Origin of the sequence: Mesorhizobium shonense, assembly GCF_040545255.1 — a bacterium.
GTDB lineage: Bacteria > Pseudomonadota > Alphaproteobacteria > Rhizobiales > Rhizobiaceae > Mesorhizobium > Mesorhizobium shonense.
This window is the reverse complement of the sequence record NZ_JBEPLM010000024.1, coordinates 12,572-36,740: the sequence shown is the minus strand read 5'-3', so window position 1 is coordinate 36,740 and position 24,169 is coordinate 12,572. Positions and strand designations below refer to the sequence as shown.

The window sequence follows — 24,169 nt, the reverse complement described above, 5'->3', positions numbered from 1 at the left end:
CCGTCGCGCCGGTAACCAAAACCTTCACGGTGGCTGGCTGGCAAGCGGCACCACCGCATGCGCGCTTTTTTCCATCACCGATACGGTTCGCCCGCAAGCCAGATAGGTTCCGGAAATCATGAACACCATCAGGACCGAGTCGAGAATGTCGTGGCCGACGATGATCCCGGTCATTCCGCCGATGAGATAGGTAATGACGGTGACGATGAGCATTGTCGCGCCGAACCGTTCCACCGGTTCGCCGCTGAGGCGCAGCACCTTCGCCGCATTCCTGGTCGCGACGACGAAGATCGCTGCCAGCGCGAGCGCGCCCACCGCTCCGGCCTGCACCAATGCGGTCAGGAATCCGCTGTGGTAATGATTGAACCCTGCGGCCATGCCGAACTGGTCGTGGAAGCCCTGTTTCATCAACGTCCGGCTGGCCGAGATGCCGTGACCGAAAATAGGCAGCTCGCGAAATGCGCCGAGACCGATCTCCCACATCGCCACGCGCAGGCCGAGTGCTGTGTTGTAGTCGCCTCTGGCGGTCAGCGCATCCCAGTCGCTGAACAGGAAATCGGCTCGTCCTTCGATGATGGGAAATCCGAGAGCCGCGACGACCAGGCATGCCGCCCCCGCAACTATCGCCATACGCGTCAAATTAACGGCCGTGAACCTGTGCCGGTTGATCAGCAGGATGGCAATGATCGCGGCCAACATGGCCACCCAGAGCATGCGTGACTCCGAATAGATGATAGCCACCGCTCCAGCGAGTGCCGCGGCAGCGAGCAGCTTCCAGTGCTTCACGATCCCTGAAAGCGCGCCGGCAAGGCACATCATAACCGCAAGGCAGGTCACCGTCGCGAACACAATTGCATTCCCGGCGCCGCCCTCGGCTCTCGTGCCGATCCAGTGATACTGGACGATCGCGATTGCCAACGCGCCGCAACATGCGGCAGCACTGGCAAGCACCGCGATGCGCGCAAGGACGACCTTGTCCGTGATGCTCCAGGTCGAATAGGAGATCGGAAAGAACAACAAGGTAATCAGCGGCAGGAAATATTTCAAATCCGTCCCAAGCGCGCCATTGACGGTCGAGGCCAGCACCATGGCCGCGCAATAGGCATAGATCGCCGCGGTCAAGGTAAGCATCGGCCGGTCCATATTGAAACATCGCTGTCCCAGGGCAACCAGCAGCATAGAGCACGCGCCGCCGGCATTGAACGCGACGCTCACCGCCGAGCCGAGCACTGGCGAAAGGAAACAGACAATCGAAAAGTAAATGTTGACTTGTGTAGGCGTCAGGTGGCGCCGAAGGGATGAAAGCGATTTCAATGCTTAGCTTCCGCAGTTCGGGTTACGGGCTGCCCTGCCGATGATGGCGAATGGCTGCCGCGCCGGTATAGCGGCTGGCACCGGTCTCCGATAGGGCAGCTGACTGATCTAGGACCGAAAAATAGCTCACGCGTCTTTTAAGCAGACGACTGCGGCGATGAGCATTCCGCGTCCGTAGCAACAGTTCAAGGGGGGCGCGTTCGTCATTTTCGACCTGCAAGAATGACGCGGCCACTGGCGGTCAGTTCCTTGTGATCAATGGCGGAAGAGCATGAATCGGCTTCTATCTGGCTCCTGAAACAAATGTCCCACCCGCGGATCCACAAGATATCGGTCATAAAGAAACATAGTAAGGAGTTGCCGCAAGTCTTGCGATCCCGCCGGAAAGGTGCAAAGAATCGGGGCGGGTAGAGAAATGGGCGAGATCGCCGGAACCGGAAGCGGTTGCGACGCTCGGTTGGGCAAATGTATTTTCCGCAGTTTATTGTGGGAATGACGGCAACGCTCCTAGTGGTCCTGGGCTGGACCTACGCGTCCACGGGATCGGTCTGGGAGTCGCTGGGCTGGACATTCCTGGCCGGCGCGTTTCTGCAGGCAGGCTACTTCGTGGCCGTGCTGTGGCTCGTGCATGCGGAAGGCCGCGTGACGGACGATACCAAGGCGACCGATGCAAGCGCCGCCAACCTGCCCGGCCCGTTCTAGCGGACGGGCGTCTCCAAGCGCGCCAAGATGTTTCACATTCGCTTCAGGCGCTGCAGGTCTTTTTGATCTTGCGCGTGTGTTTGTCCCAGAACCAGTTCTCAGTTTCGGGAGACATGTTTTGAATTTTGACGGCTTTCCTTGTTACCGTCCCCAGATGGCTTGCGGCGGCGCAATGCGCGGCACGGTGACCAAGGGTTCTGTCGGTGCTGCTCTCGAGATTGTCGGACGGCGTTTGCGAGATCGAAGGCATGGTATGTCCTTCCGCGGTATTTCCTTGATTTGCTGGTCGTGGAGGATAGAGAGGCTGGAGAACGCAAGCAAGGAACTAAACCTGTCTCATACCTCGCGGATGGTGGCCGGGTCTACCTGTTGTGGTGTTCTTGAGCGCAGGGAGAGTAACAGGCTGACCTTTACCGCCACCTCATCGAGGGTAGCGGTAAGACGGTTTATCTCAAAGGCGGTTGCCTCCAGTTCTGGGCTGTACCGGGTAATAAGATATTCCGGCTTTTGGCGATTGAAGATGCTTGGCTGTTGTCGCGCGAAGGCGGAGCCCCGCTGGCTGAGCGTGTTCCGTGCGCCTCCCCAAGTCGCGCTGCATTTTGCGGATTTCACTGGTATTGTGCCCACGGTGGAGCAAAAGCGCGGTCAGATAGAGTTCGATCGCATGGATCGCCGACAATCTGAACAGTGCTCGACTGAGCGGCTTGCCCGATCGGCCGGACTGAAGGAGCAAGTTCGCCGCCCTTCGGCATTCTTCACCCAACTCGTGGAGCTGATGCGGGGAGGCCAGCTCCCTCGGATATTTTTGTTCTTTGTCCATCATTTTCCGCGAAGTAAGTGTTATGAGGGGACTTCTCAGGAACTAGAGCCCTCTACGCTGCTGGGTTGAACCGCCACAGACAAGCCACTCTCCTCACCGAACCTACACAGGAACGGAACGCATGCTCCAGCCGTTGCTCGACCCAGACGTCGCCGATGAAGCGCCGAATGACTCGGTCTTGACCGGCTACGACGAGGAGAGGCTGATTTTATACTTTCGACTGCTGGATGCCGAAGCTGAAGGCGTAGGTTGGCAAAAGGTGGCCAAAATCGTGCTGAAGATTGATCCGGGGAAGGAACCCGAACGCGCATACCGAGCATGGTCAAGCCATCTTGCGCGCGCCCGTTGGATGGCCACGGGTGGCTACAAATACCTCCTGTTCGGTGGCGTGCCACATTGAGTGGACCTCATACTCTGCTTTGTCGATTAGGGCGGGCCGCTTGCCCGATCCCACAGGTGGCCGGATTTTTGTGCATACTCCAGGGGGCGTGACGAAAATGTTTACCGATTACTACGAACTTTTAGAGATCAGTCCGAACGCCAACGCGGAAACGATCGAGCGGATATTCCGCTATTTCGCCATGCGATACCATCCTGACAACCGGGAGACGGGGAATGAGTCGCGCTTCAGCGATATAGTGGAAGCTCACAATATGCTCAAAGATCCGGCTAAGCGCGCTCAGTACGACATTCAGTACAAGCATCACTTAGGTCGCGGCAAGGAATTGTCCGAGCAGGCGAGGGATGGCAAGGGCTTCGAAAGGGACAGCATCATTCAGTTTAAGGTGCTGTCGCTACTTTACGCGCGGCGCCGACAAGACGTTCACAATCCAGGCATTGGCGATGAAGAACTGGAACGCTTATCCGGGTGTCCGCGTGAGCACCTTGAGTTTCATCTCTGGTATTTGAAATCAAAATGCTGGATAGCAAGGACCGAAAATGGCATGTTCGCCATCACCGTGGAGGGGATTGACCGGGCCGACAGCGAGCGCCACCGTGAGACCCCCGCAGCTGTCAAGTTGCTCGATCATGCCCAGGCTGGATGACTCCGTCTCCCGCGCGGCTAGGTGTGTCCGACTTAATTAGGTAGCGTCGTGAGGCCTGGATATCTCACTGCGTCCCGACAATTTTCCATTGTCGATAGAGGCTCGGTTGGGCAATCCGGCGGGCCGAAAAGCAAGCAAGTGCGGCTAAAGGCCTAAAGAGCTGCAGACCCTCGTCCATGCTTGAATTGTCAGGCCCCTTGCGCTTAGCTTGCGCCTCACTCCGGGGGCGGGGATGGGTACAACATTCGACTTAGGAGCCATCAGCGCGGCCTTCTCGGCGGCGGCGCTCGACCCGACGCGATGGGACGCTGCGATGGAGGTGGCAGAGAAAGCCACCGAAAGCGCTGGCGCTCTTCTGTTCGATCTGAAAGGGCATTTTCCTCGCATCCCGCGCAGCCAATCTCTGGAAGCGGCGTTCGAACGCTATGTGGAAGACGGATGGATTCATCGGGATGAGCGGTACCGTCTGATCCCCTTCCTGTCGCGTCGGGGCGTCACCACGGATCTCGACCTTTTTACGGTCGACGACATCGCGAAGCTCCCGTACTATCAGGAGTTCCTGTCGCCTTTCGGGCTCCGTTGGTATGCCGCTGTGAAAGTCGCCGCGGGCGACGACTTCTGGTGCATCTCGCTGCAGCGCTCGATCGAAAGGGGTCCGTTTGCGCCAGCGGAACTCGTGGAGCTGAACGAACTGTCCAGAGCCCTGGGGTCGTCCGTCGCGGTTGCGCGCGCGCTCGGCTTCGCTCGGGCCGAGGCCGGGCTCGAGGCCTTCAGCGCCAGCGCGAGGGCGGCAATCATGGTCGACAGGTACGGGAAGGTGCTTCTCGTGAACCCGGCGGCCGAAGCTTTGCTAGGCCCGAGCCTCCAGGTCCGCGGCGGTCGCCTGGTGTCCTGGAGTAAGGAAGCCACGGATGCGCTCGAGCGATCATTGCGGGAACTCCTGTGGGTCAGAACTCCCTCAGCGACGATGCCTCCGGTCGCGCTCCCCCGCGTCGAGGGCCGCCCCTTGATAGCCTATCCGATGCGCCTAGGAGCGGTTTCGCCGAATGCCCTCGCGCCATGCCAGGCGGTCGTCGTCATCCTTGACCCAGACTCGGATCCGCAGCCGCCGGAGGCGATGTTGCGGTCCTATTTCGGGCTCACGGCAGCGGAGGCGGGACTGGCCCGCCACATCTCGTCCGGCCGGAAGCTCCAGTCCATCGCCGACGAACTCGGCATTTCCTACGAGACCGCCCGCAAACATCTCAAGGCGATCTTCGCAAAAACCCGAACCCACCGTCAGTCGGAGCTTGCCGCTGTCCTCGCCAGGTTGGCCGTCGCGCCGCCTCGCTAGCGAAAGAATTAAGAATTCAGACGACGCGGCCGCTGTGCTGATGCGTCCGAGTACGCTTACTCGCCGCCCATCGCGGCGAACTTCTTGGTGACGAGGTCTCCCTCCTTGTATTCCTTCATCCGCTCGATCGCATATCCGTTCACCTGATCCGGCTTGGACCCGTCATAGTGGACCGACCATAACGAATAGATGTTCTTGCCTGCGCGCCAGAATGCGTTGCAGTCGGTGTAGGTCTTGGGATCGCCCTTCGACTTGTTGTACATGCATTGTTCATTGCCTTTGACGACCCATGTGCCCTGGAAGGTGCTCTTCGCCTTGGGTTTGCCGAACACGCCCTTCGTGGTGCCGCTGGGGTGGTAGTAGACATCCGAGGCCTTGTAGACGCCGGTCTTGCCGCTGTAGATCGCGCGTACTTCATCTGCCGAGAGCGGCGTCGCCCCCTTCGGCAGCTTGTCAGCCACAGCGGTGACTGTGGTCGCTCCGAGGATAATCCCAGTAATGGAAGCTAACAGGAAATGCATCTTGCTCCTCCGTAGTCGTGCCGCGCACATGCTCTTGATTGAAAGACCGCCTGCTTGAAGTTCCCTCGCAAGTGTGGCGAAGGGAGCTATGCTGTGGGCTGCGTGTGAGAGGCGCATGACCCGTTTGGTTCAGGTTCGTCACCTGGGAATGGACCCCCACGCCGCACCAGGAAGCCGTACTGTGCCGTTCATCAGCATGGAGACCCTCAGCGCCTCTGTCCGCGTGAGGCCCAGAAGCACGTTGCCATCGAATTCGGCTACGTTCTCTTGTGCAGCGTCCCAGACCAGCCAGTTCCCGCTGGGGTCAAACAGCGGCTCGTAGGGGCCCCCGCCCATTAAAGGCATGATCCTGATCCTAGCCTCCATCACGCACCTGTGACGCCTCCTATATCCATAGACTAGGCATTCATCCATGTAGGGACATCCCCCATTTGGGTCATGGATAAAGCGCGGCCGATAGTCAGGCGCAGTCCCTCGGTTTCGAACGAAACCGTCAGGCGATCGAAACTTGGCCAGATACCCCGTGCAGGCATGGTCGTCGCGCTAGGTATCCACGTAAGTCGCGGTCGAGGGCGCTGCGTTCTTTCACCGGGCCGGAGATAGTTCCCCTATCCATGCCGATGCCGCATTTGGCCTCGGCTGTTGCGGGCACTGGTTGTCATCTCAGCGAGAGGGATAAGCAGTAAAGGATCTTCCAATGCAGCCTGGTGGCCAAGACCATTCAAATCAGCATCTTTCACGCAACTGTCTTTTTATTGAGAGATGCAGCGTAAGCCACATAATACCTTAACCCGATTTTCACGCCATATGCCTAATCAGTGCCTATCATGAGACAGTGCAAGCAGTTGGCCGCAGGCCCTTCCCGTTGGGTCCAAAACGAAGCCGTTGAAGTCGGAATCCTGCACGACCAGTTCGCCGATCTGAGGAAGGGGATATTCATCTCCATGCCCATCTGCACGGCGCTGCCGGCCCTGATCATGACCGTGCAGACGCTTTCGGGCAGCGGTCTTGCTGCGGCGCTTTGGTTTGCGGGTATCAGCGTCATTAATGGCACACGAGTAGCAATTGCCTTCACCCAGTCAGAGAAACCGGACAGTGGGGCGAAAGCGGTCGTCTTCCGGCTCTCCCTCTATGGGGTACTTGCCTTGGCGTCGGCCGTCGCTTGGTCATTTTTGGCCGTGCTGACGGACGGGTACACGACATCCCAAACGCCGCTCTGTCTGATCATCTTGGCAGGGGCGTCGGCCTGCTCGGTCGCCTGTGCAACATCCTACTCACCCGCTTCGATCAACTTCATGACCCCGCCGCTTCTGGTCGCCGCCGGATGCGCGTTGGCGAAAGGCGGTATCGAAAACTCTGTCCTGGCCTTCACCATCCTGCTTTTTCTCGCCGGGATGATCAGAAGCGCGCTTATTGGACAGACCCGGTTCCGGGAGACGAGCCGCCTCAAATACGAGGCGAGGGTGGTAGCGGACGAGATGGAGCGGCACGCCAGGCGCGATCCGCTGACGGGCCTGCTCAATAGGCATGGGCTTGAGCACGCCATCTCCCGGCTCGGACACTCCGAGGGTCCGTTCGTAGCCATGCTGATCGACCTGGACGGCTTCAAGTCTGTCAACGATACGTACGGCCACACCATCGGGGACGAGCTGCTGATCAAGGTTGCGCGCGGGATAGAGGCGCACGCGCCGGAAGGGGCAACGATCGCGCGCATCGGCGGAGACGAGTTCGTGTTGCTCTTTGCCGCTCCGCAATCCGGGCATCAGACTGAGAAACTTGCATCCTCAATCATCTCTACTATCGCCGGACCCGATCCCACATTGAATTCGGTGCGGGTCGGCGCTTCGGTCGGCATCTATGTATCCGAGAAACCAAGACTGACGGAGATGCTGCTGCGGGCGGACTTCGCACTCTATGAGGCAAAGCGCAGCGGCAGGAACGAATATTGTGTCTTCGATGCCGAACTCGATCGGGCGCTCGAACGCAAGCGCTGCATCGAGCGCGATTTGCGCGGGGCCATCGAAGCCGGAGCGCTTTGCTCCTGGTTCCAGCCGATCGTACGACTGGACACGCATGCTGTCGTCGGCTTCGAAGCGCTGCTGCGCTGGCAGCATCCAATCCATGGGATCGTCGCCCCGCTGGAGATCGTCGCCGCAGCGCGCGAAGCCGGAGCGCTTTCCTTGCTGACCGAAACTGTATTCCTCAACTGCTGTTCCATGATCGAAACGCTAATGACAGATGGGCGCCAGGATCTGCGGGTCGCAATGAATGTCTCGCCGGGCGAGCTCGAGGCAGGCAATCTGGACCACATCATACTGGGCGGCTTGAAAGCCAGGAACATTCCAGCGGCGATGCTGGAGATTGAAATCACGGAGGAAGCGCCGATCCATTGTGGCGCGGTTAGCGAAAAGGTGGGGCGCCTCGCGGACGCTGGCATATCGGTCGTGCTTGATGATTTTGGCACCGGCTTTTCAACCCTGGTCTCGCTGAAGGATAGCCGTATCCGCAAGATCAAGGTCGACAAGGACTTCGTCCGCGACCTCGCCAAGTCCGTGGAGGATCAGGCCCTTGTCAAAGCGGTAATCGATCTCGGGCGAATGCTGGAGATCGAGGTGATGGCGGAGGGCGTCGAAACTGACGCGGACCGCATGATCCTGCGCTCGCTCGGTTGCGCGATTGCGCAGGGGTTTCTCTTCTCGGGAGCGCGTCCCCCAGCCGATGCGCTCGCGTTCGAGCCGGGACGTACCGAATGCTCCATCGCAGCGGAGGCCTTCTTCGATCCGCCAGCGCTGTCGCGACGCGGTCCCTTGAGTGGGCGCGCAGCCGAGCGTCCCGATGCAGGATTCAGGGTCCGGTAGCAGAATCCTCCTGCGCTAATAGCCTGCGCCGACTCGTGTTAGCGCAGCTTGGCTTAGTGTTGCCCAAAAACCCGCTGGCCGATCCATCCGGCCCAGCCGTCTTGCCCTGTTCCGGCGCGCTCCATTCGCTGCGCTTCCGTTGTTGGGGACAAACCAGCTAGCGCACGCTCTCCATGGGATCGTCAGAGCACGACCACCAGACGCAATTCCGAAACGATGCCCCAGCCGAAATCGCCGCTCTGCGAAACGACCAGAGGCCTCAATTCTCACTTCGCATAGCTGTCATTGCTCCGTCATGCCCCTCCAATAGGGGCGTTCGGCATGAAAAAGACGATGCTAATCACCGGGGCGGGACGCGGCATCGGGCGCGCGCTTGCTGCTTTCGCGTTCGACCAGGGTAACGACGTCATTGCATTGGTGCGTACGAATGTCGGTGAGGCGTTCGCCGGAGAGATTATCTACGGAGTCGACGTCACCAACCAAGAGGCGCTGGAACGCGTTGCAGCGGTTATCAGGAACCGGCCGATCGATCTTCTGGTCAACAATGCTGGGATTATTGGTCCGGAGCGCCAATCCACCCTCGACATGGACTTCGACGGTTTTGGTCGCGCGTTGGAAGTGAATACGCTGGCGCCGCTGCGCGTCGTGCAGACCTTTGTTCCCAATCTGCGCGCCGCGCGAGACCGTGCTGGCATCGCCCGGATCGTGACGATCTCCAGCCAGATGGGCAGGATGAACTATACGAAGTCCGATCGGATCGCCTATCGCGCATCCAAAGCGGCGGTGAACAAGGTCATGCAGGGTTTGGCAACCGATCTCGCCGTCGAGTTGATCGCGGTGAGGGTCGTTGATCCCGGATGGGCGCGAACGGAAATGGGCGGACCCAATGCCACGGTCGAGGTCGCGGACGCCGCCGCCGGCATTCACGCGCGGGCGTGGGAGCTCAATATGGCATTGACTGGAAGCTTCGTGGATTATCGCGGCAAGACCGTGTCATGGTAGCTGTTCTGTGGTGTCAAATATGGGAGCCGGGCCCGCGCTCGACGCTGCTGTCGGCCGAGCCAGGAATCCAGCCATGATCTCGAGCCCGTCGAAGCAAGTGATCCGGAACTACCCTCTGGACCTCAGCGAGGCGGGTTTACGGGCCGATGATGTGGACGAGCCGGGGCGCGCGTTCTTCCGTTTCGCCGACGAGGACCACATAACCGGCTTCGGCGGCGGCTTGGAGCTTAGCGCGAGATTTTTGCTGACGCGTTCCATTGTCATCGTCCCAGACGCTCGAAGCAGAGGGCTGGCCGGAGATCGGCAATGGGAGCCTTTCTGAGCTTATCCTCGTTGCAGGCGGCTCGGCCTGCCAATCGAGCGTGCTCTTTCAGAAGACGGATAAAGCCGCCATTGGCATACGCCAGGAGCAGGAAACCGCCGTACGCAAAGTAATCTGTTGATGGCCGGTCAAGACGATGTGAGCCAAGCAGGGCCTTGCTCCTGCAGCAATGCCTCAAAATTTCTCCGTCTGTTCGGTGAGCATGCGCGGCGGCTTGGCTTTGTCGGGGCCTTGGTACGACCAGTATTTAATGAGCCTTGTTCTCCAAGTTTAGGAAATCGAGTTTGGTGAAAACGAACGGCTCTTATGACGCCTTGGCGAAACACGCGGATGTGGGCACGCCACCGAGCCGGCCGGCGATGCTGTTGCCCGCCGAAAGGCTGATTCTTGTTGGATAGCGCCCGCGAAATAGTAGCTCATCGCCGATGACGACTAAGCTACTCGAGATTCCTTGCTTTGTCAGCAACGCAGCTCTGGCGCCGTTGCGGTGGTATCGATGCTTGCTGCTTATCTCCTTTCCAGATAGGCATATTGAACGCTGGAGATCGCGCTCCAGCCGGATATGCTTACCGTGGAAATCAGGCAGTTAAGATACTTCGTAGGCGTGGTCGAGGCGGGCAGTTTTACGAAGGCGGCTTCGCTCCTTCACGTGGCGCAGAGCGCGCTTAGCTTGCATGTGCGTCAGCTTGAAGAACGCTTTGGTACTCAGCTGCTTGTACGTGACCGGACCGGTGTGACCGTGACGGCTTCCGGAGCGAAGCTGCTCGAGCGGGCGCGGACAATTTTAGAGGAAATTCATCTCACCGAAGCGGAACTGACCAACACGGTAATCTCTCCTGCGGGGGAGGTCACAATAGCCATTCCGTCCGGGGCCGCCCGCGTCCTGAGCGGACCGTTGCTGGAATCGGTAATGAACGAGCTGCCGCGGATTTCGCTCAAGATGATCGAAGGCATGACCGGACCGCTTGAGGAATGGATGGCTGCTGGCCGGTTCAATCTGGCCGTGCTCTATCGAACCGCCGAAACCGTGGGTCACACGATGGTGCTGGCACGCGAAGAATTTTGCTTGGTGGTGCCGGCGGGTGAGCCGCCTTTCGAAGATTCGATACCTCTTGCCGATCTGCACGCATTTCCGCTGGCAGTTCCTATGCGTAGCAACAACACCAGGCGATCGGTCGCAGATGTCGTTGCACAGCACGGTTGCGTGCTGGACGTAAGATTTGAGGTCGATTCGCTTTCCACAATCGTCAATATGGTGATCGAGAGGAAGGCATATTCCATACTTACCCCGTCGGCCGTTCACAAAGAGGCCACTGAGGGACTGGTCCGGACTGTTAGAATTGTCGATCCGGTGATTACCCGGTCGGTTGTGCTTGCCGTAAATCCGACAGATGAACGTTCTCCGGCCGTCTCCGCTGTCCGTAAGCTCATCCCTAAGGTCGCCAGAACATTGATTGAAAGCCGGTGCTGGTCAGCCACACTTCCGGACAACAACGCCTGACCAACGGAGGTCGCGTGTCTTGTAGGCGGCGGATGAAGGAGCCTCGGCGCGTCATGCCGCGGCGCCGATGGGGTGCGGACATCGAGCGTGATCGGTGGATTACCTAGGGATCAGCGAGACGAGAAGGCCACTTGAAGGGGAAGGCAGCTTGCGCGACTGTAGTCCTCGTTAACACAGGTTGCCGATGATGCGTAAGGACAAGGCCGCGCCCTTGGTGCCGACGGAAATCCATGTCAGCACGGTTCGCGATGAAGCAGGCGCGCTTGGCGTTCTTTCAATCCGAACCACGGAAGGCTTGCTGGACATCGCGCTTGACCGCCAGGCGGCCGATGCCATCATCAGTGCCATCGGGTCGATACGTCCGAAGCTATAGCGAAAAAGAAAGCCCCGGCGCAAGCTGGGCTGTGGGTCTTCTCAGATGCAGGAAGATCTTCATCATCCCCTCCACGCCCTTAGTTTGTGTCACCGTCAAGAAGCCTCAATGAAGCCTCGTTAGGCCACACTTGCCGATCGCCAAGCGTCAACCGATAGCCCTCGTTCACGCTGGGTATGATGTTTAGCGCCTCGCGTGCCGAATAGAAAACCGCGATTGGCACGTGAGTTCCGTCCTGTTCCACACGCTCCAGGCGGTATGCCTCCCGGCGCTCCGGTTTGTCTTCGTCAGTCACCGAGTTTCCCCCAATGAAGCATATTAGTCGCTGCTTTGTGACGCTTTGATGAGAGTGGGGCTGAGAGGCTCAGCGCCAGCGCCTAAGTCTCAGGGAGCAATCGCCATCGAGCAATGTCCTGCCCTGGACTTCGTCACACGGGAACGTGTCCTTTGTGGGCGGCCAGCACGCCGAGCAGGTCGCCCAGGCCAGATCCAACAGTCCGCGTCGGGCGATTTTCAGTTGTCAGGAGCATGCATGTACGCTACCCGTCATTTCTATATTTCGAGGATCATTGAAACGTGGATGAGCGGAGAGCCTTGATCGCCTTCGGCGCGCTGTCGCAGGAAACGCGGCTGCGGCTGCTGCGGTCGCTGGTGATTGCCGGACCCGACGGGATCGCCGCAGGTTCACTCGCCGAACTGGTCGAGGTCTCTCCCTCCAATGTCAGCTTCCACCTGAAGCAACTGGAGCGCGCTGGCCTGGTGAGTGCGCGGCGTGAGGCCCGCTCGATCGTCTACAGTGCCGAATATGACGCGCTTTCCGGCCTCATCCGCTTCCTGATGGAGGATTGCTGTTCGGGCCGGCCGGAAATCTGCATGCCTCCACTTGCCGCTCCTTGTTGTCAGCCGGGCGAGGGGGCCCGTCAATGATCGTTGAAGCCATCGAGGCGAACAATCCGGAACTCCGCTTAGCGCTTGGCGGAGCGGCGACGCCGGTGGAGGATCTCGAAGCTGGTTGCACTTTCTTTCGTTTCGTCGACGAGGGGCAGACGATCGGCTTCGCCGGATTGGAAACGTACGGATCGAATGCACTCCTACGCTCTTTAGTCATTCTGCCAGAAGCTCGCAGCATGGGGCTTGGCCGACGCGCGACCGGCTTGTTGCTCGAGCAAGCGCGGGCTGCCGGTGCCGCCCATGCTTATCTGCTGACAGTCGATGCGGTGCCGTTCTTCGCGGACATGGGCTTCGAAGTGGTAGTGCGGCTGGACGCACCGGCCGAGATCCTGGCGACGCGGCAGGCCGAGTCGCTCTGTCCTTCAACCGCCGTGCTAATGGCGCGACCAATATAGGCCCATGACATGTCCGTCTTCGATCTTCCGCGACGGGCCGTTGCCGAAGCGCTTGGCACTGGTCTGCTGGTCGCAACCGTTGTCGGCTCCGGCATCATGGGCGAGACGCTGACGCATGACACGGCGCTGGCGCTGCTCGGCAACACGCTCGCGACCGGCGCCATGCTGGTGGTGTTGATCACCATCCTCGGGCCGATCTCCGGCGCGCATTTCAATCCCGCTGTCTCGCTGGTGTTCTGCCTGAACCGGACGCTGCCGGCCCGCGATCTTCCAGCCTATCTGGTCGCGCAGGTTATCGGCGGGATAGCCGGCACGGTCGCAGCGCATCTGATGTTCGCCTTGCCGGTGCTGGAGATTGCCACGAAACTCCGTGCCGGCCCCGCGCAATGGTTCTCCGAAGCCGTTGCGACATTCGGACTCGTCGCCGTCATTCTCGCCGGCCTCCGCTTCGAGCAACGCGCCGTGCCATGGCTGGTTGGCCTCTACATCACCGCCGCATACTGGTTCACGGCGTCCACGTCCTTCGCCAATCCGGCCGTGGCGCTGGCACGCTCGCTCACCAATACGTTTTCCGGCATCAGGCCGGTCGATCTGCCGGGCTTCATCGTCGCCGAACTGTTAGGCGCGTTGATCGCATCGGCTTTGATAGGTTGGCTGCTGCGGCCCGAAATCATTCGGCAATCCAAGCCACTGAAAGCAACGCCATGACCGTCACGATCTACCACAATCCCGCTTGCGGCACCTCGCGCAACACGCTCGCCATGATCCGCGCCGGCGGCGAGGACCCGGTGGTGATCGAATATCTGAAGACGCCGCCGAGCCGCGAGCGGCTGCTGGAACTGATCGCCGCGATGAGCATCACCCCGCGCGAGCTGCTGCGGGAGAAGGGGACGCCTTATGCCGAGCTTGGCCTCGCCGACCCCAAATGGCGCGACGACGAGCTGATCGATTTCATGCTCGCCCACCCGATCCTCATCAACAGGCCGATCGTCGAGACGCCCAAGGGCACAAGGCTCTGCCGGCCGTCGGAAGCGGTGCTGCCGCTGCTCGACAATCCGCCGCACGAGTTCGTCAAGGAGGATGGTGAGAAGGTCGCCCCGTAGCCGTCGAACAACCCTTTGCCGTTAACTGGACCTCTCGCGCAAATGGCTCGATGCCTAACCAAGAAACAGTGCGCAGTCCTTGTCCTCTCCCGGATTTTCGACGATCAGCTAGCCAATGTTTGTGCTTGCGCAAAGTCCCTTGGGGCAGCCCGGGCTAATGATGCCTTGAAATCCAAGGTCGCCGCCGCGACGCCAGGATGCTGCCGGGAGATAAGCCAGATGCCGGATAAACCGCGACCAGACTGGGACCCCCGGTCCGATACGGTCCTTTCCAACCAGATCAAGGCATACGACGCCATGCGCCGCCGCTGCCCGGTGGCATATAGCGACTATCTGGGTTGGTCGCTGTTCCGGCACGAGGACGTGGTGCAGGCGCTGGACGATCACCAGACGTTTTTCAGCAGCGTGGTCTCCAGCCATCTGTCGGTTCCGAGCGGCATCGATCCGCCGCGGCACACGGCATACCGGCGATTGATCGAGCGCCATTTCGAGCCTGAGCGCGTCGAAGCCTTCGAGCCGTCATGCCGGATGATCTCGTCCGATCTCGTGTCCAGCCTGCAAAGAGGCGTGGAGGTCGATCTGGTCACGCAGCTTGCCAGGCGCTTCGCGGCACGAATTCAGTGCGCCTTTCTCGGCTGGCCGGACAGCCTGCACCAGCCGCTGCTTCAATGGGTTCAGAATAACCACGAGGCCACCTTGGCCAGGGATACCTGCGCGATGGCGGCCGTAGCGCACGAGTTCGACGGCTATATCAGCCAGTTGCTGGAAGCGCGGCGCGAGGCTGGCGCAGCCGCGCCGCAAGACATCACCTCTGATCTGCTGCGGGAAAGGGTGGGCGACAGGCCGCTAAACCACGAGGAGATCGTCAGCATCCTGCGCAACTGGACCGTTGGCGAACTGGGCACCATCACTGCCTGCGTCGGGATCCTGGGCCACTATCTTGCAGAGAACCCGCAGCTCCAGCAGCGGCTTCGGGAAGGTCCGCGTCTGCTGCCCGCAGCGATCGACGAGATATTGCGGATGCATGCACCGCTCGTCGCCAACCGGCGGGTGACGACAAGGCCGGTGGAAATCGGAGGGCGCAAGATCGCCGCCGGCGAGCGGGTCACGCTTGTGTGGGCTTCGGCGAACCGCGACGAGGCGGTCTTCGGCGACCCTGACGAATTCCGCCTCGATCGCGACCCCGCGCAGAACCTTCTCTATGGTCGTGGCATCCATGTCTGCCCGGGCGCGCAGCTGGCGCGGCTGGAGTTGCGCGTCCTCATGGAGGAATTGCTGAAGCGGACCCGCAATATAGCATTGGCGCCGGGCAGGCAGCCAACGATCGCCATCTATCCGGCAAGCGGGTTTTCCAGTCTGCCCATGCTCATCAGGTAGTTTGCCTGTCACCCTCGCCCTGTTCTTGGGTCTTCGACATTGAGCAATCTGGGTATTTCACATTCGAACGAAACTCGATTCCTTCCGCGTCGTTTCGCTTCAAAAAGGCATCGCCCGGCAGCGCGAAGGACATCCTGAGCGTCTGCATGGCGGGCGATTTCCGCGCCCCCGATGCTGACGGTGACCTTCACGTCGTTGTGCCGTCTTTGCACCCACGGAATCCCCTCAATATGACGACGGATGTTCTCGGCGATGATTATCGCCTGCTCTTCGCACACATCGCGCAGCAGGACTCCAAACTCTCCCCCACCAAGGCGACCAATCGCGTCGCCGGGACGGCTCATATAGACAAGCGCCTTTGCAATTCGAATTAAGGCCTCATCACCTTTGGAATAGCCGTGCTTGTCATTGATTAAGGAGAAGTGATCCGGATCGATCAGGAGAAGCGTCTCGCATTCCCCTACATCGCGATTTCGTGCCATTCGTGCGATGAATTCACCGCGGCTAAGAAGGCCTGTCATCGGGTCATGGCTGGTCACGAAAGTGAGCCGGTCGTGCGTCTCTCTCAGGGCCGCATTTGACTTCTCCAACTTGTCACATGTGTCCTGGATCGTCTCCGCTTGGGAGAAGATGTAGGAAGCGACCGGCATTCCGATCAGAATGGGAATGAAGGTGCATTCCACCCAACTCAGCCAATCGATCGGCATCTGCAAGGCGAGTCTCGCCGTAAACGACAGACCGAAGGTCGCGACGATCGCAATTATCGTCACGACTGTCGCTTTACCCAGAATACGCCTGGCACGTGGAGTCATGCCGCTATTTTGCAGTATTGGCGCTGAATGTGACCTTAATTATTCGACTAAGTTTGACCTGACCTTCCAAGACGCGAACCCTCAGGAGAAAGGCCGCCCAGACGCTTTTGCGCTTGAGCGGACCATGTACAATGGCCTGCTGCCGGTTTCGTGGACACCCGCTGGTGCGCCTAATTTGGCTTCAGCGCACGCCGGAGGAGATGACCAATGTCCGATTCCGGTGATCTTGCGACGAACAAGAATCCGGCTCGCAGCTAGTGAGGCCACTTCCTCTGACGATTCATGTCATTTAAGAAGCCGACCAGGTCGAGAGCCAGCCAGAAAGGCATGCTTTCCAGCAGGAGACCGGCGACCTCAAAGGGAAGCCCGGTCATGATGTCGATCACCGACCAGGTGCCGTCGGGATCCCTTTCGATGTCGAAACGTTCTCCAGCCATTCAGCCAGCATATACGGCAAATGGGCTCTTGCTCCATACGCAGATACCGAAACAGATTTTCTCCTCAAGATATTCGCACCCTCGCACTACGACCGCGTAATGGCTGTGTCGGCTATTCCAGCAACAGAAGCGCCGCCCTCATAACCATAGGACTTCAAAGCCGACTCCTTCGGCAGCCCTACGTTCATCAGTAATACCGGGACCATCGAGGCAATATGTTTTGCTTGAGTGCGGTAGCGTGGCGCGGCGCGGTCGCTGACTAAGCGCGTCGTTCTGACCTATGACGACTTGGAGGTGGATCATCTGGGCTGAGATCGTCTGACCCGTGGGTGGGGTGGCCACAGGAATAGTTCGCGTGCGGTGGTCGAGGGGCATTCCCGCCTTTCAAGCACGTCAGGGCAGCTTAGGAAGAAAGGTGTTCTCGGGGTCACGCTGTGTTTCGTTACGGTCCGGCAATGTGCCTTCCGGTTTCCCCAGCGCGTAACCACTGAGGCCGCGGCGTGCTGTGCGAACGGCAGTTGCGGTCTCTTCGCGCAGTCCGCTCCCGCAAATTCATGCCAGCTTCATAATACCGTTGCGACAATTTCGTACATGAAGCAGGCGGCTCTGCCTTGAGGCCGCTCTTTGGAAAGGATAGGAAAATGGCCAAGATCACCGGCAAGACCGAAGCGATCGAAAACGAGGAATCTGCCACCTTCGAGCCGTCCAAGGCTACCGAGCACGTTCGCGCTGCTGCCGAACAGGGCGTGGAGCAAGCGAAGGAAGCATTTTCCAAATTGCAATCGGACGCCGAAACCACTCAACAGGCTTTTGAATCGACCTTTGAAGTGGCCAAGACCAACCGCAACGAAGTGTCCTTGAAGACGATTGCAGCTCTGCGGGCCAATGCCGAAGCCGGCTTCAAGCACCTCGAAGCACTGGTCGCCGCGAAGTCGCCGTCCGAGTTCTTCGAGCTGCAGGCTGCCTCCATGAACAACCAGATCGACGCTTCCATCGAGCAGGCCAAGACCCTGCAAGCGGTGATGGTGAGAGCTGGCGAGGACGTATCCAAGCCGATCAAGGATGTCTTTGAGAAGGTCTTGCAGGATTTCAGGGCCGCTTGATTGCTCAGGCATTCCGAAACCGGAGGTCAGCACCTCCTGTGCTCGCTACGACAATCAAGACTGGCTCGTCGCGCCGGTCTTCTTCCATTCGGCCGGCCTTTCTACCCAAACCGCATCCGAGTGAGAGCGGCCTCAAGGTTTTCAGGTCTGAGGCGCGGCCTTAACCTCAGGCTCCCGCACGGTCCCAAGCGTCTGACACCAGGGCTTTGCCCAACCGTGTCGTTGCCGTCGTGCGAACGATTCAAAAGGCACAGCGCTATCATTTCGGTCAGGCCTGCTTCTCGAAGACCTCAAATTGCATAACCGGAAAAGCGATCAGGCCGCGATGAGAGGATGACAGTTGCCGTAAAGCCGGCCAGAACGTGCGCACTGCGTTTGCGGATAGTGCCGGATGTCTTTTTCTCAAAACCGCTATTCGCCCTGTGCAAGCCCGAGGGACCTTGCCTGCGGACGACAGCGCTGGTGAGCTTGGCAGGCCAGTCTCGATCAAAGATGGCTGGTCTTCGTCGGAGAGATCTGGATCTAAATGGCTCCATCGCACGGCTGGGGGACTACGGGCCAAGCCTTTGCGTGGCTTTGCCTGCACGGCCACTGCGTGGCGGAAATATGCTCTGCAGAGGAGATCAGCGACTTAGCTGCATAATCTGTTCTACGTCGTTCTTAACTCGCAGCGATGCAGCGCGGTCGCCCTGTGCATAGCCAAAGTAAACAACGGTGTACCCTGGGTGGCCAGTGCTTGGGAGGATGCGCTTCATGTGGGTGATGCGTTGCGGGTTAATTACGACAACATTGTCCTCGACATCGATGACCTGAATCCAGTGCATGGATGCTTGCCCCTCCCAGTGTTTCGAAAAGAACCAAAGCACGTGCTCGGTGGTGATCAGCGAGCAGCCGCTGGGCCGCGCCGATCCCAATCACAGCACTGCTGCCGATTGCTCCGCTCTCCCGATAGGGCTGTCGAAGCACACTTGGGCAAGCAGTCCCTTGTCGTCAGGTCCGTCGCCCAGCACCAAGCGCGCGCCGTGCTGTTCTACAATGCGCTGGACGATCGAGAGCCCCAAGCCGCTGCCTTGAATGTTCTGGTTGCCGCCGCGATAGAACCGTTCCAGCACGCATGCCCGTTCGGCTTCTGGGATACCGGGGCCACTGTCACATACTTCGAGCACGACGTCATTGCCTTCCCGTCGTACCGCCACGTCGACCGTGCCATGCGCAGGAGTGTAGCGGATCGCGTTGTCCACCAGGTTGCTAAGCAGGATGCGCAGCGTATCGGGGGCCCCCTGTATCTCGGCCTCATACTGAGTGACGAGCCCCAGGTCGACATGTTTGGCTTCAGCCAGCCGGATGTGATCCAGGATTACCGTTTTGCACAGTGCTAATAACTCGACCGGTTGCGGCATGGTGGCCTGCCCTTGCGGTTCGAGCCTGGCCATTGTCAGCAATTGCTGTGCCAGGTGGCTAAGCCGGCTGACCCCAGTCTCCAACTGCGACAGCGCCTGCTTACGTTCTTCTTCGGTACAGGCCGTTTGCACCAACTTCGTCTGGATGCTGAGCGCCATCATCGGAGTGCACAGTTCATGCGCGGCGTCGGCGATGAAATGCTTTTGCATCGTAAACGCGCAGTCCAGCCGTCGCAGCAAGCCGTTGAGACCGTCGACCAAAGGCTTGATCTCATTCGGCAACTGGCCTGGTCCGATTGGCATCAAGCTTTCAGCGTCGCGCTGCTCCAACTCGGCGATAATCCGGTACAGCGGTTTCAACCCATAGCCGATGCCAAACCACAGGAACAATGCGAGCAATGGCAGCAACGATAGAACCGGCCAGAATAGATGCACCGACAAGCCGGCCAAGGCCTCCCAGCGTGCATCCTGCGCTTGGCCGACGCGGATCAGCTGGTCGTCGCGCCGGCCAACGAAGGTATGCCAAGTCTGGCCGTTAAATGAGACGTCGACTAGCCCGGTCCGCTCCGGGGCGGCAGGATCACCCCCGCATCGGTGGTGAAATCCAGCTTTCGGCCGTGCCAAACCTCCAGCAGTACCTCGTCTGCCTTGTTCCGGTACTGCTTGCCGTCGTTAATCAGTGATACCCGGTTGCTTTCGGCGACATCGACGTGCTCCGCGACATATTGGATCTGGTCATCCAGAAGATCTTGCAGTTCGAGAAACGCCCCCCAGTAGGTGCCGATGCTCGCCAGGATTCCCACCAGCAAAGTCACTGGCAGAAACAATAGCACCAGACGCCGGCGCAAGGAGCCCTTGGTCCACAAACCCAGACGACGAAACCCGCAACTCATGCGTCCTCGCCGATGCGATAACCGACGCCACGCACAGTACGGATCACTGTGGCCCCCAGCTTTTTGCGGAGGTTGTAGATATGCACTTCCACCGTGTTGCTGCCAACCTCCTTGTCCCATCCGTACAAACGGTCCTCCAGCTGCTCGCGCGAGAGCACGACACCAGGTTCGCGCATCAACAGATGGAGCAATGCAAATTCTTTGGCCGACACGTTAGCTGGCTTGTCGCGCAGCCACAGCAGATGGCGCATCGGGTCGAGCCGCATCGGCCCGGCGCGCAGTTCAGTCAGCGCCCGGCCTGCACGGCGGCGGCTCACGGCGTGAATGCGTGCGATCAGCTCTTCAAGCGCAAATGGCTTAATCAGATAGTCGTCGGCGCCGCTGTAGAGTCCGGCTAGCCGGTCGGACAGCGCATCACGAGCGGTGATGATGATGGCCGGCAGCGTCTCGTCTCGCAGGCGCATCGTCCTCAGAACATTCATGCCATCCTGCTCCGGCAGGCCTAAATCGAGCAGCAGCAGCGCATAGGTTGTGGTTTCCATTGCCAGCAGCGCCGAGTTTCCGTCTCGCACCCAGTCTACGGTGAATCCGTTCTTGCGCAGTCCCTGCTGGAGGCCGCGGCCGATCATCGGGTCATCTTCAGCCAGCAGCATGCGCACGATTTGTCACCTGGTGGTCAAGCTCGAGGCTCCCTGCTACTGCTGTGTTTGAACATCGCGCCGTATGTGCACCAGTCTTGACCTTAATGCGCCAAAGTCCGCAAGCTCGGACGGAACACGATAGGCTGCTCAAGATGAAGCCTGGCTGAAATTGCAATGCCCGCCAGCGCGAGAAATGCGGCGGATGTCTAAGGGCGTTGGAGCGGTCGCGCCGTGCCATGACTCTACCACTCGGCATATCCATGAGCCGCGGCGGACTTGGAACCCGTTGGCTCGAGCCCGGTAGGAGTATCGAGCCAGATTGATACGCCAAATGCACGATGTCTAATCACGAGGCACTTGGTGCCAAGGCAGCAGTCTGGGGTCGTCAATACGGGGGCCTCGGCAGTTCAAGGAGCGCATCGACATCCGCCGGGTCCCGGTGTGTCACTTGGTCGGTTTATGGCGATGAGGCGCTATGCCTGACCTATTTCGCAACTGGTCATTTCCATAGCCAGCACCATTAACGCAAATCCGATTTTCGGGCGGCTCCATCCGGCGGCGAGAGCCAGCTCTGCCAATCGACGAACTGATGGCTCAAGCGCGAATTTGCATTGGTCTAAATAGTCGACATCGTGTTCGCCAACGGTAGGCGAATTGACCCTATTGAGCGCGGCCATGGCCTCTCCTTAGATCCCCACCCCTGGCTCCAGGCACTGAGGCAATGGAATGAATCAACACTGCATCTCTAAAACACGGCCTCTAGCCTTCGGGCTTCGGCCGATCTCAATTTGCCGCAAGGTGTTGCCGGCCCCGCCGCCATCTCGTTGGATGCAGACTATCGAACGCTCGCTTAAATCCACCTGAAATTTCTTCAGGCGTACACAGGCGGCATCGCAGCTGTTCGATCCGCAAGAGAAGCAAAAGTCGTGGCGGGGCTGAAACAGATTGACTCGGGTCGCGGTCACTAGATTCCGGTCACGCAGCGGTTCTGCTCCTGGTGGGCGGCGACGTGCTGGACGAGGAATAGCGGCCTGGTGCACTAAAAGGTGAATCCATCAGACGCCGCGTATGTTGCCCCAAGCCAACACGTGCAGCTGCGGCAGGACCGTTGCCGTGAACCATCCATCCGCAGCGACCTTGTCGACAAGCCAGCGGAAGCGCCGCATCAGTTCATCGATGTCGGCCTCTTCGCTGCCAGCACCCGCATGGGTGATCAGCGGAGCAGGATTCCCGACCTGCAGATAAAGGGGCAGAGCCGGATAGCGGTTCGCCACGAGCTGGGCGTAGCGGTAGTCGCCGTCGTCAAACACAGCCACCTTGACGACGCATTGCGTTTCGCTCTTTGCCGCCGCGACGCAATCATCGAGGGCCTGCCAGTTGGTTGCCATCCCAGAAGAAGGCGGCTTCGGGCTGAGAATGAGCCAGTCGAGCGCGGCAAACCAAGGTTGTGAAACGCTCCCTTGGGTCTCAAGGGCGAAGGTGTGTCCTTTCTGCCGGCCCTGTTCGATGAGCGGAGCCAAGGGCTGAAGTGCAGGATTGCCACCCGACAGCGAGACAAGCACCCGCGAAGAACGCGACAGCCGCTCAACCTCCGTCAGGATCGCGGTCGGCGTCATCAGCGTCCAGTCTCCGCGGAACTCGGGCAGCACCGCATAGAGCGTGTCGCACCAGCTGCAGCGATAATCGCAACCGCCCGTGCGGACGAATACAGTTGGGCGTCCGATCAACGGACCTTCTCCCTGGACCGTCGGCCCGAAGATCTCGCTGATGCGAATGCTCCCCTTCATGGATGGTATTCCGCCCATGTTTTCGGAGTCTCGCTGATGCGCACGGCCGCGACCTCGGGCCAGCGCTCACAGCACCAGTCGTAGATCCACTTGGCAATGACCTCGCTGGTCGTGCGGTCATGCCCGAGGACCTCATTGAGGTGGCGGTGATCCAGGGTGTTGTCGATGAGCGCCTTGAGTTCCGAGAGTTCGCGGTAGTCGCGGACAAAGCCGACCGGGTCGAGCTCGGCCGATTGCAACACGACCTCGACTTCGTAGTTGTGGCCGTGCAGCCGGGCGCAAGGGTGCTCCTCCGGCAGGCCGCCGATCACATGTGACGCCGAAAAGGCAAACCGCTTGGCGATGGTGTACATGACAGCGCGCTCTATTGCCGTTGCGTGGCCTGGTATTGCTGGCAAGCTTCGATCCAATAATCCGGGTCTTCGTAGGATGTTGGATCGTTTTGAGCAGCGAGGTGAAAGGCCTCGCGCCGCTCGACGCAGGTGCCGCAACGACCGCAATGATGAGCCCCGCCCTGGTAACACGACCAGGTTTCCGCAAAAGGCACGCCCAGTCGGGCGCCTTCGCGGATAATGTCGGCTTTGCTCAGTTGCAGGAACGGCGCGTAAAGGGCGATCGTCGCCAGTCCCTCCAGCGCGTGGCGCTGCATGGTCTCGAAGGCTTCGACAAAGACCGGGCGGCAGTCCGGGTAGATGAAATGATCCCCGCCGTGGACCGCTGCCGCCACGGCATTGGCCTGTTCCGCCGCGGCTACGCCAAAGGCTACCGCCAACATGATCGCGTTGCGATTGGGTACGACAGTGACGCGCATGCTGTCTTCCGCATAGTGACCCTCGGGGACCGGGCCGCCGCTGGTCAGCGCCGATCCGGTCAGGAGGCGTCCGACCGCGGTGATATCAACGACGTCGTGTGGCACGCCGAGGCGTACGGCGCACATCCGCGCAAAATCCAGCTCCTTTTTATGGCGCTGACCGTAGTCAAACGACACGAGGCGGGTGAGAGCCCCTTCGGCTGCGACCTTGTAGGCGAGCGTGACGGAATCCAATCCGCCGGAACAGATAACGATAGTCTTCACCAGGCTTCCTTGTTTTGACCGGGTAGGCTGCGACCGGATCGGCTCACGTGCCGATGAACGTTTTGCGGATCACGCTCGAATTAGCGCCATCCACGAAAGCAGACAGACGCGCCGTCCGCTTTCCGGGCGGAACAAATAACCAGTGTTGTGCCGATGTCAATGAGCAGTGCGCGGGCGAATGTCTTGGCGGCCCGCTTGACCGTTATTGACAGTCTGCTGTGACGGATGCAGCGGCTGAAGGCGCAGCGGCGCGCACAAGGAGACGCTTACCGAACTGAGAAATTGCAGTCCCGCCAAACTCCAAGAATGTCGTCGGCAAATGATTGTGCGCTGCAAATTCTCTCTTCGCATCTGCACAAAATTGTGGCACATGGCTCAATCCGCTGACGCAGGGGAAGGAGTA

General features: G+C 59.7%; 28 protein-coding genes. 15 read left to right on the top strand and 13 right to left on the bottom strand.

What is annotated here, in order from left to right; all coding sequences use genetic code 11:
• Nucleotides 1–24: 24 nt before the first annotated feature.
• Complete coding sequence (locus ABID26_RS34045; protein WP_435528638.1) at nt 25–1,230, bottom strand: O-antigen ligase family protein; 1,206 nt, start codon at nt 1,228–1,230, stop codon at nt 25–27.
• Between the two features lie 549 nt (nt 1,231–1,779).
• Here ABID26_RS34045 and ABID26_RS34040 point away from each other — a divergent pair.
• Entirely contained in the window at nt 1,780–2,016 is a 237-nt protein-coding gene (locus ABID26_RS34040; protein ID WP_354417867.1) for a hypothetical protein, read from the top strand.
• A gap of 43 nt (nt 2,017–2,059) precedes the next feature.
• Here the strand turns inward: ABID26_RS34040 and ABID26_RS34035 are convergent, their stop codons facing one another.
• On the bottom strand, nt 2,060–2,266 hold the full coding sequence (locus ABID26_RS34035; protein WP_354417865.1) for a hypothetical protein: 207 nt from the start codon (nt 2,264–2,266) through the stop codon (nt 2,060–2,062).
• A 691-nt stretch (nt 2,267–2,957) separates the two neighbouring features.
• Here ABID26_RS34035 and ABID26_RS34030 point away from each other — a divergent pair.
• The 3 genes from ABID26_RS34030 to ABID26_RS34020 all read left to right on the top strand — a co-directional run bounded on the left by ABID26_RS34030 (nt 2,958) and on the right by ABID26_RS34020 (nt 5,215).
• Complete coding sequence (locus ABID26_RS34030) at nt 2,958–3,236, top strand: DNA -binding domain-containing protein (protein ID WP_354417863.1); 279 nt, start codon at nt 2,958–2,960, stop codon at nt 3,234–3,236.
• A gap of 97 nt (nt 3,237–3,333) precedes the next feature.
• On the top strand, nt 3,334–3,882 hold the full coding sequence (locus ABID26_RS34025; RefSeq protein ID WP_354417861.1) for a DnaJ domain-containing protein: 549 nt from the start codon (nt 3,334–3,336) through the stop codon (nt 3,880–3,882).
• A 232-nt stretch (nt 3,883–4,114) separates the two neighbouring features.
• On the top strand, nt 4,115–5,215 hold the full coding sequence (locus tag ABID26_RS34020; protein WP_354417859.1) for a helix-turn-helix transcriptional regulator: 1,101 nt from the start codon (nt 4,115–4,117) through the stop codon (nt 5,213–5,215).
• Nucleotides 5,216–5,271: 56 nt separating this feature from the next.
• Here the strand turns inward: ABID26_RS34020 and ABID26_RS34015 are convergent, their stop codons facing one another.
• A complete protein-coding gene (locus ABID26_RS34015; protein WP_354417857.1) occupies nt 5,272–5,736 on the bottom strand; it encodes a DUF995 domain-containing protein in 465 nt (154 codons plus the stop codon).
• 827 nt (nt 5,737–6,563) lie between these two features.
• Between ABID26_RS34015 and ABID26_RS34010 the strand changes: the two genes are divergently transcribed.
• The 10 genes from ABID26_RS34010 (at nt 6,564) to ABID26_RS33965 (ending at nt 15,618) form a co-directional block, all read left to right on the top strand.
• Nucleotides 6,564–8,594, top strand: coding sequence for a putative bifunctional diguanylate cyclase/phosphodiesterase (locus ABID26_RS34010; RefSeq protein WP_354417855.1), 2,031 nt, complete (start codon nt 6,564–6,566; stop codon nt 8,592–8,594).
• Nucleotides 8,595–8,915: 321 nt separating this feature from the next.
• Nucleotides 8,916–9,596 carry an SDR family NAD(P)-dependent oxidoreductase gene (locus tag ABID26_RS34005; RefSeq protein ID WP_354417853.1) on the top strand — a complete coding sequence of 227 codons (681 nt, stop codon included), beginning with the start codon at nt 8,916–8,918 and terminating at the stop codon, nt 9,594–9,596.
• 73 nt (nt 9,597–9,669) lie between these two features.
• Nucleotides 9,670–9,918, top strand: coding sequence for a hypothetical protein (locus ABID26_RS34000; protein ID WP_354417851.1), 249 nt, complete (start codon nt 9,670–9,672; stop codon nt 9,916–9,918).
• A 571-nt stretch (nt 9,919–10,489) separates the two neighbouring features.
• Nucleotides 10,490–11,419, top strand: coding sequence for a LysR family transcriptional regulator (locus ABID26_RS33995; protein WP_354417849.1), 930 nt, complete (start codon nt 10,490–10,492; stop codon nt 11,417–11,419).
• A 187-nt stretch (nt 11,420–11,606) separates the two neighbouring features.
• On the top strand, nt 11,607–11,792 hold the full coding sequence (locus ABID26_RS33990; RefSeq protein WP_354417847.1) for a hypothetical protein: 186 nt from the start codon (nt 11,607–11,609) through the stop codon (nt 11,790–11,792).
• A gap of 576 nt (nt 11,793–12,368) precedes the next feature.
• Nucleotides 12,369–12,719 carry an ArsR/SmtB family transcription factor gene (locus ABID26_RS33985; RefSeq protein ID WP_354417845.1) on the top strand — a complete coding sequence of 117 codons (351 nt, stop codon included), beginning with the start codon at nt 12,369–12,371 and terminating at the stop codon, nt 12,717–12,719.
• Nucleotides 12,716–13,138: an arsenic resistance N-acetyltransferase ArsN2 gene (arsN2, locus tag ABID26_RS33980; RefSeq protein ID WP_354417843.1), complete on the top strand. Its 423-nt coding sequence runs from the start codon at nt 12,716–12,718 to the stop codon at nt 13,136–13,138. The genes ABID26_RS33985 and arsN2 overlap by 4 nt, the downstream gene beginning before the upstream one ends.
• A gap of 9 nt (nt 13,139–13,147) precedes the next feature.
• The gene (locus ABID26_RS33975; RefSeq protein ID WP_354417841.1) at nt 13,148–13,846 is read left to right on the top strand and encodes an MIP/aquaporin family protein; all 699 of its coding nucleotides are present in this window, start codon (nt 13,148–13,150) and stop codon (nt 13,844–13,846) included.
• A complete protein-coding gene (gene arsC, locus ABID26_RS33970) occupies nt 13,843–14,241 on the top strand; it encodes an arsenate reductase (glutaredoxin) (protein WP_354417839.1) in 399 nt (132 codons plus the stop codon). Before ABID26_RS33975 ends, arsC begins: the two co-directional genes overlap by 4 nt.
• A 219-nt stretch (nt 14,242–14,460) precedes the next feature.
• Nucleotides 14,461–15,618 (top strand): cytochrome P450, encoded by a 1,158-nt coding sequence (locus ABID26_RS33965; protein ID WP_435528636.1) that lies wholly within the window; start codon nt 14,461–14,463, stop codon nt 15,616–15,618.
• An 8-nt stretch (nt 15,619–15,626) separates the two neighbouring features.
• On the opposite strand, the gene ABID26_RS33960 is transcribed toward ABID26_RS33965, so the two are convergent.
• Together ABID26_RS33960 and ABID26_RS33955 are read right to left on the bottom strand one after the other, a co-directional pair.
• On the bottom strand, nt 15,627–16,430 hold the full coding sequence (locus tag ABID26_RS33960; protein ID WP_354417837.1) for a GGDEF domain-containing protein: 804 nt from the start codon (nt 16,428–16,430) through the stop codon (nt 15,627–15,629).
• A 254-nt stretch (nt 16,431–16,684) separates the two neighbouring features.
• Complete coding sequence (locus tag ABID26_RS33955) at nt 16,685–16,867, bottom strand: hypothetical protein (protein ID WP_354417835.1); 183 nt, start codon at nt 16,865–16,867, stop codon at nt 16,685–16,687.
• A gap of 641 nt (nt 16,868–17,508) precedes the next feature.
• Between ABID26_RS33955 and ABID26_RS33950 the strand changes: the two genes are divergently transcribed.
• The gene (locus tag ABID26_RS33950; protein WP_354417833.1) at nt 17,509–17,970 is read left to right on the top strand and encodes a phasin; all 462 of its coding nucleotides are present in this window, start codon (nt 17,509–17,511) and stop codon (nt 17,968–17,970) included.
• Nucleotides 17,971–18,593: 623 nt separating this feature from the next.
• Here ABID26_RS33950 and ABID26_RS33945 read toward each other — a convergent pair.
• The 8 genes from ABID26_RS33945 to queC all read right to left on the bottom strand — a co-directional run bounded on the left by ABID26_RS33945 (nt 18,594) and on the right by queC (nt 23,766).
• A complete protein-coding gene (locus ABID26_RS33945) occupies nt 18,594–18,884 on the bottom strand; it encodes a hypothetical protein (RefSeq protein ID WP_354417831.1) in 291 nt (96 codons plus the stop codon).
• Nucleotides 18,885–19,805: an ATP-binding protein gene (locus tag ABID26_RS33940; RefSeq protein WP_354417905.1), complete on the bottom strand. Its 921-nt coding sequence runs from the start codon at nt 19,803–19,805 to the stop codon at nt 18,885–18,887.
• Between the two features lie 116 nt (nt 19,806–19,921).
• Nucleotides 19,922–20,263 carry a hypothetical protein gene (locus ABID26_RS33935; protein WP_354417829.1) on the bottom strand — a complete coding sequence of 114 codons (342 nt, stop codon included), beginning with the start codon at nt 20,261–20,263 and terminating at the stop codon, nt 19,922–19,924.
• On the bottom strand, nt 20,260–20,916 hold the full coding sequence (locus ABID26_RS33930) for a response regulator (RefSeq protein ID WP_354417903.1): 657 nt from the start codon (nt 20,914–20,916) through the stop codon (nt 20,260–20,262). Before ABID26_RS33930 ends, ABID26_RS33935 begins: the two co-directional genes overlap by 4 nt.
• A gap of 461 nt (nt 20,917–21,377) precedes the next feature.
• Complete coding sequence (locus ABID26_RS33925; RefSeq protein ID WP_292364863.1) at nt 21,378–21,581, bottom strand: hypothetical protein; 204 nt, start codon at nt 21,579–21,581, stop codon at nt 21,378–21,380.
• Between the two features lie 378 nt (nt 21,582–21,959).
• Nucleotides 21,960–22,691, bottom strand: a complete 732-nt coding sequence (gene queE, locus ABID26_RS33920) for a 7-carboxy-7-deazaguanine synthase QueE (protein WP_354417826.1) — start codon at nt 22,689–22,691, stop codon at nt 21,960–21,962.
• Complete coding sequence (locus tag ABID26_RS33915) at nt 22,688–23,044, bottom strand: 6-pyruvoyl trahydropterin synthase family protein (protein ID WP_354417825.1); 357 nt, start codon at nt 23,042–23,044, stop codon at nt 22,688–22,690. The genes queE and ABID26_RS33915 overlap by 4 nt, the downstream gene beginning before the upstream one ends.
• An 11-nt stretch (nt 23,045–23,055) precedes the next feature.
• Nucleotides 23,056–23,766, bottom strand: a complete 711-nt coding sequence (queC, locus tag ABID26_RS33910) for a 7-cyano-7-deazaguanine synthase QueC (protein ID WP_354417824.1) — start codon at nt 23,764–23,766, stop codon at nt 23,056–23,058.
• Nucleotides 23,767–24,169 lie beyond the last annotated feature (403 nt).

What these genes read in the sequence shown, in the direction of transcription:
- ABID26_RS34040 (WP_354417867.1), top strand. Translation starts at nt 1,780, where the DNA reads ATGTATTTTCCGCAGTTTATTGTGGGAATGACGGCAACGCTCCTAGTG.
- ABID26_RS34035 (WP_354417865.1), bottom strand. Translation starts at nt 2,266, where the DNA reads ATGCCTTCGATCTCGCAAACGCCGTCCGACAATCTCGAGAGCAGCACC.
- ABID26_RS34030 (WP_354417863.1), top strand. Translation starts at nt 2,958, where the DNA reads ATGCTCCAGCCGTTGCTCGACCCAGACGTCGCCGATGAAGCGCCGAAT.
- ABID26_RS34025 (WP_354417861.1), top strand. Translation starts at nt 3,334, where the DNA reads ATGTTTACCGATTACTACGAACTTTTAGAGATCAGTCCGAACGCCAAC.
- ABID26_RS34020 (WP_354417859.1), top strand. Translation starts at nt 4,115, where the DNA reads ATGGGTACAACATTCGACTTAGGAGCCATCAGCGCGGCCTTCTCGGCG.
- ABID26_RS34015 (WP_354417857.1), bottom strand. Translation starts at nt 5,736, where the DNA reads ATGCATTTCCTGTTAGCTTCCATTACTGGGATTATCCTCGGAGCGACC.
- ABID26_RS34010 (WP_354417855.1), top strand. Translation starts at nt 6,564, where the DNA reads ATGAGACAGTGCAAGCAGTTGGCCGCAGGCCCTTCCCGTTGGGTCCAA.
- ABID26_RS34005 (WP_354417853.1), top strand. Translation starts at nt 8,916, where the DNA reads ATGAAAAAGACGATGCTAATCACCGGGGCGGGACGCGGCATCGGGCGC.
- ABID26_RS34000 (WP_354417851.1), top strand. Translation starts at nt 9,670, where the DNA reads ATGATCTCGAGCCCGTCGAAGCAAGTGATCCGGAACTACCCTCTGGAC.
- ABID26_RS33990 (WP_354417847.1), top strand. Translation starts at nt 11,607, where the DNA reads ATGCGTAAGGACAAGGCCGCGCCCTTGGTGCCGACGGAAATCCATGTC.
- arsN2 (WP_354417843.1), top strand. Translation starts at nt 12,716, where the DNA reads ATGATCGTTGAAGCCATCGAGGCGAACAATCCGGAACTCCGCTTAGCG.
- ABID26_RS33975 (WP_354417841.1), top strand. Translation starts at nt 13,148, where the DNA reads ATGTCCGTCTTCGATCTTCCGCGACGGGCCGTTGCCGAAGCGCTTGGC.
- arsC (WP_354417839.1), top strand. Translation starts at nt 13,843, where the DNA reads ATGACCGTCACGATCTACCACAATCCCGCTTGCGGCACCTCGCGCAAC.
- ABID26_RS33965 (WP_435528636.1), top strand. Translation starts at nt 14,461, where the DNA reads ATGCCGGATAAACCGCGACCAGACTGGGACCCCCGGTCCGATACGGTC.
- ABID26_RS33960 (WP_354417837.1), bottom strand. Translation starts at nt 16,430, where the DNA reads ATGACTCCACGTGCCAGGCGTATTCTGGGTAAAGCGACAGTCGTGACG.
- ABID26_RS33955 (WP_354417835.1), bottom strand. Translation starts at nt 16,867, where the DNA reads ATGGCTGGAGAACGTTTCGACATCGAAAGGGATCCCGACGGCACCTGG.
- ABID26_RS33950 (WP_354417833.1), top strand. Translation starts at nt 17,509, where the DNA reads ATGGCCAAGATCACCGGCAAGACCGAAGCGATCGAAAACGAGGAATCT.
- ABID26_RS33935 (WP_354417829.1), bottom strand. Translation starts at nt 20,263, where the DNA reads ATGAGTTGCGGGTTTCGTCGTCTGGGTTTGTGGACCAAGGGCTCCTTG.
- ABID26_RS33930 (WP_354417903.1), bottom strand. Translation starts at nt 20,916, where the DNA reads ATGCTGCTGGCTGAAGATGACCCGATGATCGGCCGCGGCCTCCAGCAG.
- ABID26_RS33925 (WP_292364863.1), bottom strand. Translation starts at nt 21,581, where the DNA reads ATGGCCGCGCTCAATAGGGTCAATTCGCCTACCGTTGGCGAACACGAT.
- queE (WP_354417826.1), bottom strand. Translation starts at nt 22,691, where the DNA reads ATGAAGGGGAGCATTCGCATCAGCGAGATCTTCGGGCCGACGGTCCAG.
- ABID26_RS33915 (WP_354417825.1), bottom strand. Translation starts at nt 23,044, where the DNA reads ATGTACACCATCGCCAAGCGGTTTGCCTTTTCGGCGTCACATGTGATC.